The organism is Aerococcus agrisoli (assembly GCF_003797145.1).
GTDB lineage: Bacteria > Bacillota > Bacilli > Lactobacillales > Aerococcaceae > Aerococcus > Aerococcus agrisoli.
In genome coordinates this window covers 1-12,488 of record NZ_RKMG01000010.1, presented here as the reverse complement: position 1 = coordinate 12,488, position 12,488 = coordinate 1, and the positions used below count along the sequence as shown (strand labels likewise).

At 31.9% G+C, this 12,488-nt stretch carries 12 protein-coding genes; all 12 read left to right on the top strand.

The genetic code is table 11. The features are described from left to right. Positions 1-118 precede the first annotated feature (118 nt). The 12 genes from EF384_RS04360 (at position 119) to EF384_RS04310 (ending at position 12,433) form a co-directional block, all read left to right on the top strand. Positions 119-1,318, top strand: a complete 1,200-nt coding sequence (locus EF384_RS04360; RefSeq protein WP_158607405.1) for a galactokinase — start codon at positions 119-121, stop codon at positions 1,316-1,318. Then, positions 1,318-2,061 carry a nucleotidyltransferase family protein gene (locus EF384_RS04355; protein ID WP_123779767.1) on the top strand — a complete coding sequence of 248 codons (744 nt, stop codon included), beginning with the start codon at positions 1,318-1,320 and terminating at the stop codon, positions 2,059-2,061. The genes EF384_RS04360 and EF384_RS04355 overlap by 1 nt, the downstream gene beginning before the upstream one ends. A 64-nt stretch (positions 2,062-2,125) precedes the next feature. After that, positions 2,126-2,755, top strand: coding sequence for a sugar transferase (locus EF384_RS04350; RefSeq protein ID WP_123779766.1), 630 nt, complete (start codon positions 2,126-2,128; stop codon positions 2,753-2,755). Then, positions 2,752-3,612 carry an NAD-dependent epimerase/dehydratase family protein gene (locus EF384_RS04345; RefSeq protein WP_123779765.1) on the top strand — a complete coding sequence of 287 codons (861 nt, stop codon included), beginning with the start codon at positions 2,752-2,754 and terminating at the stop codon, positions 3,610-3,612. Before EF384_RS04350 ends, EF384_RS04345 begins: the two co-directional genes overlap by 4 nt. 131 nt (positions 3,613-3,743) lie before the next feature. After that, entirely contained in the window at positions 3,744-4,892 is a 1,149-nt protein-coding gene (locus EF384_RS04340) for an O-antigen ligase family protein (RefSeq protein WP_158607404.1), read from the top strand. Positions 4,893-4,895: 3 nt separating this feature from the next. Then, entirely contained in the window at positions 4,896-6,146 is a 1,251-nt protein-coding gene (locus EF384_RS04335; protein ID WP_123779763.1) for a glycosyltransferase family protein, read from the top strand. A 19-nt stretch (positions 6,147-6,165) separates the two neighbouring features. Then, positions 6,166-7,215, top strand: a complete 1,050-nt coding sequence (locus EF384_RS04330) for a polysaccharide biosynthesis protein (protein ID WP_123779762.1) — start codon at positions 6,166-6,168, stop codon at positions 7,213-7,215. After that, complete coding sequence (locus EF384_RS04325; RefSeq protein WP_123779761.1) at positions 7,216-8,325, top strand: capsular polysaccharide biosynthesis protein CapF; 1,110 nt, start codon at positions 7,216-7,218, stop codon at positions 8,323-8,325. It abuts the gene before it with no gap. A gap of 2 nt (positions 8,326-8,327) precedes the next feature. Next, positions 8,328-9,458 (top strand): non-hydrolyzing UDP-N-acetylglucosamine 2-epimerase, encoded by a 1,131-nt coding sequence (wecB, locus tag EF384_RS04320; RefSeq protein WP_123779760.1) that lies wholly within the window; start codon positions 8,328-8,330, stop codon positions 9,456-9,458. A gap of 26 nt (positions 9,459-9,484) precedes the next feature. After that, complete coding sequence (locus EF384_RS04315; RefSeq protein WP_123779759.1) at positions 9,485-10,900, top strand: oligosaccharide flippase family protein; 1,416 nt, start codon at positions 9,485-9,487, stop codon at positions 10,898-10,900. Between the two features lie 290 nt (positions 10,901-11,190). Continuing rightward, positions 11,191-11,652, top strand: a complete 462-nt coding sequence (locus EF384_RS09935) for a 2-dehydropantoate 2-reductase N-terminal domain-containing protein (RefSeq protein ID WP_233570031.1) — start codon at positions 11,191-11,193, stop codon at positions 11,650-11,652. Further along, positions 11,573-12,433, top strand: a complete 861-nt coding sequence (locus tag EF384_RS04310; protein WP_233570030.1) for a nucleotide sugar dehydrogenase — start codon at positions 11,573-11,575, stop codon at positions 12,431-12,433. The genes EF384_RS09935 and EF384_RS04310 overlap by 80 nt, the downstream gene beginning before the upstream one ends. The last annotated feature ends 55 nt before the right edge of the window (positions 12,434-12,488 follow it).

Below are 12,488 nucleotides of genomic sequence, written 5' to 3'. Positions count from 1 at the left end.
GTGGTTAAAAACATTGTACCGTAAAAGGGCTGTTACATGGCCTTTTATCTTTTACACAATTATATGGACTTTATCATTAATTAAAGAAGTTTTTTGTAGACAGATTGGAGTTATACATATGTCTAATTTAATGGATACATTTATAAAAAAATATGGTCTTGCAGGAGATATTCGTGTTGTCAAATCACCATTACGTATTTGTCCAATTGGTGCTCATTCAGACTACCAAGGTGGTCGCGTAACAGGAATGACCTTAGACGCTAGTGTAGATATGGTATACGCACCGCGTGAGGATAATTATGTGGAAATCCAAAGTGAAGATTTTCCAGATACAGAACTTTTCTCATTTGGTCATGACTTAGAATATATTCCTGGATTCTGGGGATCTTATATTCGTGGTGCAGTTAAAGCCTTACAAGAAGACCATGTGTTAAAACTTGGCTTGAACGCTGTTGTTTCAGGTAAATTGCCAATTGGTGGTTTATCATCATCAGCAGCAGTCACAACAGCATATCTAATGGCCTTATGTGACGTCAACAATATTGAAGTTTCAAAAATGGACATCATTATGTATAGCCACTGGGTTGAAACTAAATTCATCGGTTTGAAAAACGGTATTCTAGATCAATCAGCTAATGTGTTAAGTATGAACAATCAATTGATGTTGATGGACTGTTTAACCAATGAATACGAAATGATTGATAAGGGCGCAGATTTTAAAGACTTTGAAGTTATTGTTGTCTACTCTGGTATCTCTAAAAACCTAATGGGTACTGACTTTAATAACCGCGTTGAAGAAGTACGTGTAGCAGGATGGTTATTACTTGAATTAGCAGGTCAACCACTACCAGCATTAGAAGATGTGAAATTACGAAATATTCCAATCGAGATTTACAACAAATATAAAGACCAATTACCCGACCGCTTTAGAAAACGTGCAGCTCATTTCTACACAGAACAAGAACGTGTATTAAGAGGTGCAGAAGCATATGCTAAAGGAGACATCAAAACCTTTGGACAATTAATGTTTGAATCAGGTAACTCTTCTTTCTACCAACAAGAAACAGGTATTCCAGAAATGAAATTGATATTTGATATCTTGCAAGAAACAGAAGGTGTATACGGAGCACGACCTTCAGGTGCAGGGTTCCGAGGTGCAGTTATTGGTTTGATTGATCCAGGTAAAAAAGACGAAATTAAAGCAAAAATTGATGCCATTTATCCAGAAAAATTCCCAGCCATTAAAGATGTATACGAAGTCAACTTCTGTAAGACAGATGATGGTGCAAGATTTGTGAACGTGGAGGATTATCGCTAATGAAAGCAATTATTCTAGCAGCTGGTTATGCAACTAGACTATACCCACTAACGAAAAATCAACCCAAGCCATTATTAAAAGTTGGTAACCAAACTATATTAGATTCCATCGTGGAAAAAATGGTTGCCGTTGAGGAACTAGATGAAATCTTTATCGTTACCAATGATAAGTTTCATACTCACTTTGAAGAATGGGCAAAAGAAGCTACTTATGACATCAAGTTAACAGTAATCAATGATGGTACTTTATCGAATGAAGATCGTTTAGGTGCTTTAGGTGATATTCACTTTGTAATTGAACAAGCAAAAGTTGAAGATGATTTGATGATTGCAGCCGGAGATAACCTTTTTGGTTTTTCACTTGTAGACTTAGTAAGCTTCTACAAAGCGCACGAAGGTAATGCAATATCCATTTACAAAGAAGATGACCTTAAACAACTAGTACGTGGTGGCACAGCCGATATTGATAAAAGTGGCAAGATTATCGGATTTGAAGAAAAACCAGCACAAGTGAATTATCCATATGCTGTACCAACTTTTTATATCATCCAAAAAGAGGATTTAATACTTTTCGATGCTTATAAAAATGAAGGCCACAATATGGATGCCAATGGGAACTTTATACCGTATCTATTAGATCATAGTTCAGTGTATGGTTTTGTATTTGATGAATACCGCTACGATATAGGAACACTAGAAAGTTATGAGCAAGTTCAGAAACTATTTACGAATGACGAAGCTTAAATAGTTACAAAAGAGGCATCACTAAATGAGGTGCCTCCTTCATTATCATTTGGGAGGAAAAAACATGTATAAATATTTCAAGAGGATACTAGACTTCTTGATTTCCCTAGTTGCTTTAATTGTTTTAAGTCCATTGTTTTTAATTATTGCCATTTGGATTAAGACGAATTCTCCTGGTCCTGTTTTCTTCAAACAAAAACGTGTAGGGAAAAATAAAGAATTATTTGAAATATATAAATTTAGATCGATGAGAAGTGATACACCTGCTGATATGCCAACACATCTATTAAATGTTCCAGAAGCATTTATCACAAAATCAGGTAAATTTTTACGGAAAACTAGTCTAGATGAATTACCCCAACTGATTAATATTGTAAAAGGGGAGATGGCTATAATTGGCCCTAGACCTGCCTTATGGAATCAATATGACTTGATTGAAGAGCGTGATAATTATGGTGCGAATGATGTTAGACCAGGTTTAACAGGATGGGCACAAATCAATGGTCGTGATGAACTTGAAATCCCGATTAAAGCTAAACTCGATGGTGATTATGTTCAAAATATCTCTTTCTTCTTTGACATAAAATGTTTCTTTGGCACAATTTTCAGTGTTTTAAAAAGTGACGGTGTTGTTGAAGGTGGTACCGGTGTCATTGAGAAAGCCAAGCAAGATGTGAAGGATGATCAAGAATGAAGAAAATTTTAATTACAGGTCAAAATTCATACATCGGCAATAAATTTGAAGAATGGGTTAGCCAATGGCAGGATGATTATAAAATAACTAAAATCTCTGTTCGAAATGATGATTGGAAAAACCAAAATTGGAATGTATATGATGTTGTACTAAATGTAGCAGGAATCGCACATAATTCGTCAGATGCTTCTCTTGAAGAACTTTATTATCAAGTAAATCGTGATTTAACAATTGAACTAGCTGGCAAGGCAAAGATTGATGAAGTAAACCAGTTTATCCACTTATCCTCTATGATTGTGTACGGGGCTAGTAAAACCGAAAACGGTATGATAGAAAAAGATACTAAACCAGAACCAGCCAACTTTTACGGTGATAGTAAATTACAAGGCGAATTGGGTATTATGCCATTAGCAAATGATAATTTTAAAATTGCTATCATACGCCCTCCTATGATATATGGAAAAGGATCTAAAGGTAATTATCCTTTATTATCTAAGTTGGCACAAAAAACACCAATATTTCCAGATTTCAAAAATAAAAGAAGCATGCTTCATATTGACAATTTAAATGAATTTATTAGATTATTAATTGATAACGAGAATTCTGGAATTTATCATCCTCAGAATGAAAAATATGTAGAAACTAGTAATCTAGTTCGGGAAGTTGCTCAAGTTCATAATCACAAAATCTTTTTTACTAAGATTGGTAATGGTGTTATTTTAGTTTTAAAAAATAAAATTAAAATAGTTGATAAAGTTTTTGGTAATCAGCTATATGATAAATCATTAAGTACCTATGCGAATATGAACTATCAAATCAGAGATTTTCATGAATCTATAAAATATACAGAACTATAGTATTTTTTAGATATCATTCTACCTTTTATCAAATTACAAAAGTTAGGAAAATCACATTATTTGGTACAGATATGTATTTGATATGCAATTTTCAAGTTAATGAACGGAAGGGAATTATAGGGAGAAAAAAATTGGTCATAAAAAAATATTTAGATTATATTATATCGTTCGCCTTATTTGTAGGTATGAACATACCAAGTATAAAAATAATATATTCAAGTGAAGCGGTAAACATTCTAACGCTGGTATCAATTTGGGTATTTGGGTTAACACGCGTCATGATTTTTAAAAAGGGCAAACTATTGTTTTCGAATACGCAAAATAAATTTTTATTTTTGTTTATCACACTTTGGCTAATAATGATTGCGAATTCTTTAGCAAATTCTAGTATTGTTAACTTATCTGATTTTGCACAGTATAGTTCCGTAATACTTATTGTTATTGGTGCGACAATCTTATTTGAATATTCTGATTTGCATAGAATCTTTTTCTATCAAATAGTATGGGGGGGGTTGCTATCTATAGGTTCGTTAATGGGAGTAATTGAATTGGATTTATCTTTAGGACAACATTATTTAACTTTGGGGCTACCCTTAGCGGCAGCGATTGTTGTTAACGTGATTGATTTGATTTCTAATTTTAAGCATTATAAGAAAGTAAGTGTTATGACAAGAATACTCGTGTTAATTGTTTCGATAATTGCAGTTAGTTCATTACAGGGTAGGTCTCCAGTTATTTTATCTGTACTTATTCCCACATTCTTTATTTTAGCCATCATTTTAAGGGAAAAGAATATAGCTTCAAAATTACGATCGTTATTTATAACAATAATTATTATTATATCTATAATTTATATAATAGTAAGTAATGTTTCTCAATATTGGATAGCTAGATTTGATGGGTTAGCTAATTTTACTAATGAGCCCAGATATTATATCTATACTAAAGCTATTGAAATCATTAAAAATAATCCACTAGGAAGGGGATTAGATGATTTTTCTGGTTTACCAGGGTATCCACATAATATACTTTTAGAAGTTTCAATTGCTGGAGGATTAATCGCTACAGTAATATTTATATTGATTGTTTCAATGTTAATTAAATCAATTTGGAAATCAGCAGTTACCAAAGGGGATTTATTAGTAATTTCTTCCTTAGCATTATATTTTCTGGTTGTGTGGAACATATCCTTTGACCTGACTGCATCATACGTACCATTCATTGCAGTTGGTTTGGCGGTAAATGCAGAAGGTAAAAAAAATGAGAGGGAGATAATGTAATTCATGGAAAAAATATTGTTTTTCACCTCTAACTATTATCCTGTCGCTGGTGCGAATGGAATATGTTCAGATGAAATAATGCAGGAACTTATAGCGAGAGGATTTGAGGTTCACCTAATATGTTATGGAGATTATAATTTACAAAAAGAAGAAATAATTAATGGCGTTTTTGTTTATAGAATAGGAATGACTCTATTCCATGATTTAAATGTGTTTAGTTCAAATATTCAAAACTTTAGACTTTCAGAAATTCTAAGATCGATAGCTTTTTTTATGAAGAGGACAAAATTATTAATATATTTACCCATTTATCCTGTGACGTCTCTATATACCATCTATAAATTTTATAGACAGGCACTTAAATTACATAAAAGAAATGATTTTAAAATAGTAATTTCTTCTTTTAATCCGATTGAAGGCTTAATAAGCGGCCATCTTTTAAAGAAAAAGTTTAATAATATAAAATATGTTATGTATGTTCTCGATAGCCTATCAAACACAGGATCGGGAAAATATTTAAATTCAAACTTACTTCAGAAAATAGGTTGGAATTGGGAAAAACGTTTTTATTCTATTGCTGATAAAATTCTATTGATGAAGTCACATGAAAATTTTCATAAAATGAATAGGTATGATAAATTTCGGAATAAAATGGAGTTCGTAGATATACCTCTGTTAACTAATAGATTTAATACTAAATTGAACAACCAAGAAGCATCTAAATCGATTAAAATTATATATACTGGTGGATTAGATTCTAATAGACGAAATCCACAGTCAGCCTTAGAAATATTTGGAAAATTAATAAAACAAAATATACAGCTTGATTTTTATTCAAGAGGTGACTGCGAAAGTCTTATAAAAGAATTTGAGAAAAAAACGTCTGGTAAAATTGCACGTAGAGGTTTGATTAGTCATGAAGATAGTTTAGTGAAAATTCGTGAATCTAATTTTTTATTAAGCATTGGAAATTCTAATTCGGACATGATTCCTTCAAAAATTTTTGAATATATGGCATCTGGAAAACCAATTATCCATTTCTATAAATTTGAAGGTGATTCATCAAATCCTTACCTAAAAAAATATCCTTTAGCATTATTGATTAACGAAAATGATGATGAAAAAACGAATTTGATGAAAATAGATAAATTTATGAAAGCAAATTGGAACAATAGAGTGGAATATGACGCTATAAAAGAAATTTTTAAGAGGAATACCCCAGAGTATACTGTTGATAAAATTTTAAGCAATTAAATTTGAGGAGATAATTAAAATGAAAAATTTTAAAGGTAAAACATTATTAATTACAGGTGGTACAGGATCTTTTGGTAATGCCGTATTAGATAAATATTTGGATTCAGATTTAAAAGAAATTCGTATTTTTTCTCGTGATGAATTAAAACAAGATAATATGCGTCATAAATATCAACAAAAAGATCCAGTTAATAGTGAAAAAATTAAATTTTATATTGGAGATGTTCGTGATATTAATAGTGTTCGTAATGCAATGCACGGTGTGGACTATGTATTCCATGCAGCAGCGTTAAAACAAGTTCCTTCATGTGAATTTTTCCCAATGGAAGCTGTAAAGACTAATGTCTTCGGTACAGAAAATGTTTTACAAGCTGCAATCGAAGCAAAAGTGAAGAAAGTAATTTGTTTATCAACTGACAAAGCCGCTTACCCAATTAACGCAATGGGTACTTCAAAAGCAATGATGGAGAAAGTTGCAGTTGCTAAAGCTCGAACAGTCGACCCTGAACAAACTACTATCGCTGTAACAAGATATGGTAATGTTCTGGCTTCGAGGGGATCTGTTGTGCCTTTATTCATTGAACAAATTAAATCTGGTAATGATTTAACAGTTACTGATCCAGATATGACACGCTTTATTATGACTTTGGAAGAAGCAGTAGAGTTAGTAGTGTATGCTTTTGAAAATGCAGAATCAGGGGATATTATGGTCCAAAAAGCACCAGCTTCAACGATTGGTGTTTTAAGAGATGCAGTAAGAAATATTTTCGAACCTGAAGCTAAAGACAAAGTAATTGGTATCCGTCATGGTGAGAAAATGTATGAAACTTTATTAACTAATGAAGAATGTGATCGAGCATTTGATATGGGTGATTTTTATCGCGTACCATCTGATAAACGCGACTTAAACTATGACAAATTCTTTGTTGAAGGAAATGAAGATAGAAATACGTTAACTGAATTTAATTCTAGTAATACAGAATTACTATCTGTTGATGAAGTAGCAGCTAAACTATTAACTGTGCCATTAGTACAAGAAGAATTAGCTAAATGGGAGGCTACTAAGTAGATGAAGATTTTAATTACAGGTTCTAAAGGATTTGTTGGGAGTAATCTCGTAGCAGATTTAAAAGCTAATCAAATTGGTGAAATTTTTGAGTATGATCGCGAAACTCCTTTCGAAAATCTAGAAAATTGGGCTAAAGAAGCGGACTTTGTTTTTCATCTAGCTGGAGTTAATCGTCCTGAAAATGAAGAAGAATTCATGACTGGTAACTTTGGACTTACATCGGATTTACTAGGCCTATTAAAAAAACATAATAACAAAGCACCGATTGTTATTAGTTCATCTATTCAAGCAGCTTTAGACAATCCATACGGTAAAAGTAAAAAAGCTGGGGAAGATTTAATGTTCCAATATAGTAAAGAAACGGGTACAAAAGTTTATGTATATCGTTTTGCTAATCTTTTTGGAAAATGGAGCCGTCCTAACTACAATACAGTAGTCGCTACTTTTTGTCATCGTGTTTCTAGAAATGAAGAAATTCAGGTTAATGACCCAGAAGCACCGATTGAATTAACTTATATTGATGATGTAATCGCAGAATTAAAATTAGCCTTAAAAGATGAAGCTCATTTTGATGGAGTGTTTAATGTTGTACCAGTAACCTATAAAACTACAGTTGGGCAAATTGCGTATTTAATTAAGAGTTTTAAATCTAGCCGTGAGAATTTATATGTACCTAATCAAGAGGATGGTTTAAGTAAAAAATTATATGCTACATATTTGAGTTTTTTACCAGAAAATGAATTTTCGTATAAATTAGATATGAAATCTGATGATAGAGGGTCATTCACAGAGTTCCTAAAATCACCAGAAAGAGGACAAGTGTCTATAAATGTTGCTCATCCAGGAATAACTAAAGGACAACATTGGCACCACTCTAAAAATGAAAAATTCCTAGTTGTTCAAGGAACTGGAATGATTCGTTTTAGAAAATATGGTGAAGATAAAGTTATTGAATATCCGGTAACTGGCGAAGTATTAGAAGTTGTTGATATTCCAACCGGATATACACATTCTATTGTTAACACCGGGGATGTAGATATGGTAACCGTTATGTGGGCAAATGAAGTATTTGAATCAGAAAACCCAGATACGTATTACGAGGAGGTTTAATTTTGAAAAAATTAAAAGTAATGACAGTTGTTGGTACACGTCCAGAAATTATTCGCTTAGCGGCAGTAATTCAAAAATTAGAAGAATCTGAAGCGATTGAACATATCTTAGTTCATACAGGTCAAAACTATGATTATGAGTTGAACGAAGTTTTCTTCGAAGATTTTGGACTTCGCAAACCAGATTACTTCTTGAATGCGGCGGGTAACACACCAATGGAAACTGTAGGTCAAATTTTAGCTAATATCGATCCAATCTTAGTTGAGGAAGCTCCAGAATCCTTCTTAGTATTAGGTGACACAAATAGTTGCTTGTGTGCTATAGCGGCAAAACGTCGTCAAATTCCAATTTTCCATATGGAAGCAGGAAATCGTTGTTTTGATCAACGAGTTCCCGAAGAAACAAACCGTAAAATTGTTGACCATACAGCGGATATCAATTTGACATACTCAGATATAGCACGTGAATACTTACTAGCTGAAGGACTACCAGCAGATCAAATCGTAAAAACTGGTAGCCCGATGTTTGAAGTATTAAATAGTAAAATTGAGGATATTAAAGCAGCAGATGGATACAAAAAACTAGGTCTTGAAAAAAGCAAATATTTTGTAGTTTCAGCTCACCGTGATGAAAATATCAACTCAGAACGTAATTTCATGCATCTAGTTGAAACATTAAATGAGATTGCAGATATTTACCAATTACCAATCATTGTTAGTACACATCCTCGTACAAGAAAAATGATTGAAGAAAAAGGCATTAAATTTAATAAATTGGTTCAATTAATGAAACCAATGGGATTCACAGATTATAATAACTTACAATTAAACTCAAAAGCTGTATTAAGTGATAGTGGTACAATTAGTGAAGAATCTTCAATTCTTAAATTTAAAGCATTAAACTTACGTGAAGCACATGAACGTCCTGAAGCGATGGAAGAAGGCGCTGTAATGATGGTAGGTCTAGAAAAAGAAAGAATTCTTCAAGCGTTAACAGTTCTTGATTCTCAAAATGGAGAAACGTTACGTCTAGTTTCTGACTATAGCATGCCAAACGTTTCAGATAAAGTTTTGAGAATTATTTTAAGTTATACAGATTATGTGAACCAAAAAGTCTGGAAAAAAAATGTTTAAAAATTTTGAGTTAACGGGGGATATTAATGAATACTAAAATATTTAAGAATATATTAACAGTGATTTCATCCAATTTTTTACTTTTGGTGTTGGGTTTAGTAATGTCATTCATTATCCCTCTAATAACCTCTGTTGAAAACTATGCATATTGGCAGTTATATTTGTATTATAGCGGTTTTGTTGGCTTTTTTATGTTAGGTTTCAACGATGGTATTAATATCCGGTATGCAGGTAATAATATAGATAATTTACCTAAAAACTTGTTCAATTTATTTTTCAGAGTAGTTATAACTATGGGAGTAGTTTCTGCAATTATATGTATTGCAATATTACTAATTCTACCTTTAGAGTTTAATCAAAAAGTAACACTACTATTTGTAACAATTAATATTATCATATTCAATATACATGGATTCTGCATACATATTAATCAGATGACCATGAGATTCAAATATTATTCTATAGCAAATATAGTGGAAAAATTGTTATTCGTTATATCAATACCCATTTTTTTTGTTTTAGATAGTTCATATTATTGGATTATACTTTTAAATTTGTTTTGCAGAATATTAGCAATGAGTTATAATTTGTGGACCGTCAGAAACCTAATATTTAATACTGGTGAATCTTTAAAGGTTAAGGACAATATTGACGAAATTAAAGAGAATTATAAGGCAGGATTGCCTCTAATGTTAGCATCTATTTTTGCAATGTTTATGACGACTGTTCCGAAAATAGTAGTGCAAAATCATTTTGAGATTGTTGAATATGGTTATTTTTCATTTGGTTACTCTACGTTAAATATTGCTATTCAACTGATTTCTGCTATGTCTGTAGTATTTTATCCTTCTTTAAAAAACTTAGATACAAATTCATATGGTAAGGTATACAAAGAAGTGAAGTTCGGTTTCCTAATAATTTCGTTATTTTTACTACTAATATATTATCCAATTAATTTGATTGTAAGCTTAGTTTTTACTAAGTACATAAACGTTTTACAATATTTATTTTTGTTATTTCCAATAGTGATTTTTCAATCATTTAATAGTTTGATTACAGCTAATTTTTCCAGACTTAAAAGATTAGAGAAGAAGTATTTATATAATAATGCATTTTTCTTAATTTTAAATTTGAGTGTTACTAATACTGTAGCCTTTTTTGTTCACGATATTAGGGTAATACTTGTGGTCTCTTTAATTTGCATGACGATGTGGGCATTTTCTGGAGAGAATTATGTTGAAAAATCTTTGGGTTTAGGACAAAAAGAAAGTAAATTTATAGTTCCACTATTAATTTTCTCAATTATTATTTTTATACTAATTAATTACTCATTTTCACTGTTTTCAAGTTTAGCAATGTATTTATTATATATATTTGTTATAATACTGATATTCAGAAAACATATTAAAGTTATGATTTCACGATTTATCAATAAAAAATAATTTTCTTGATTGATGTTGGATTCTTGAAATATTAATTGGATTGTGTAAATATTAGTTTTGTTGTGTTTTCTTTAGTTTCGATAATGTAAAGTCGTGATCCTAGGATAGGACATGACTTTTTTATTAGTATATTTCTGTGTTTCCAGGAGAACAAATGTTTAATATTTTTTATAAATCGCAAAAAAACATTTAATGTCTTTTAAACTATTAAGTGCAAGTGTTACAATGAAAGTATGTAAAAAATCAAAAACATTATATATATATTATTTATGCGGGAGGCAATTAATTAAATGAAAATTACAGTAGTAGGTGCAGGATACGTCGGTTTATCTAATGCAATCTTATTAGCGCAACATAATGAAGTTGTGGCATTAGAAGTAAATCCAAACATTGTGGAATTACTAAACAATAAACAATCACATATTTCTGATAAAGAAATTGAATATTACTTAGCAAACGAAGAGTTAAACTTGCGTGCTACTTCTGATAAAGATGATGCATATGCGGATACAGATCTTGTGATCATTGCTACACCAACAAACTATGATGAAGCATCAAATTCATTTGACACTTCTTCAGTTGAAGGCGTTGTGGATGATGTATTAGCACAAGATACACAAGCACCAATCATTATCAAATCTACAATTCCAGTAGGCTATACTGCTGGATTACGTGAAGCAAAAGGTACTGACCGGATTATCTTCTCACCANNNATCTACAATTCCAGTAGGCTATACTGCTGGATTACGTGAAGCAAAAGGTACTGACCGGATTATCTTCTCACCAGAATTCTTACGTGAAGGTCAAGCTTTGTACGATAACTTGTACCCATCTCGTATCATCGTTGGTGATACTTCTGAAGCAGCACACAAATTTGCCAACTTATTAGCTGAAGGGGCAAAAAAAGAAGATATCGATATCTTGTTTATGGATGCAACCGAAGCAGAAGCAGTAAAATTATTTGCCAATACATACTTAGCGATGCGTGTAGCCTTCTTCAATGAATTAGATACATACGCGCAAATGAAAGGTTTAAAAAGCCAATCAATTATCGATGGTATCTCATTAGATCCACGTATTGGTACGCACTACAATAACCCATCATTTGGTTACGGTGGCTACTGCTTACCAAAAGATACCAAACAATTACGTGCCAACTTTGAAGGTGTACCAAATAACATCATTTCAGCAATCGTTGAAGCAAATAAAACACGTAAAAGCTTTATTGCGGATTCAGTTGCAGCGAAAAATCCAGAAACAGTTGGTATTTTCCGTTTAACAATGAAATCTTCATCTGATAACTTCCGTGAATCAGCGGTATTAGGTATCATGAAACAATTGACAGAAAAAGGTATTGAAGTCATTGTGTATGAACCAACTTGGAAAGAAGACACTTATGGTGACTACAAAGTCGTGAATGACTTAGCAGCCTTCAAAGATGCTTCTGACGTGATTATTACGAACCGTATGACTGAAGATTTAACAGATGTACCAGAAAAAGTCTTCACACGTGATGTATACCACAACAACTAATCCATTATTCTATCGTCAAGTATGAGGATGGGACAGCGATGTCCTATCCTTTTTT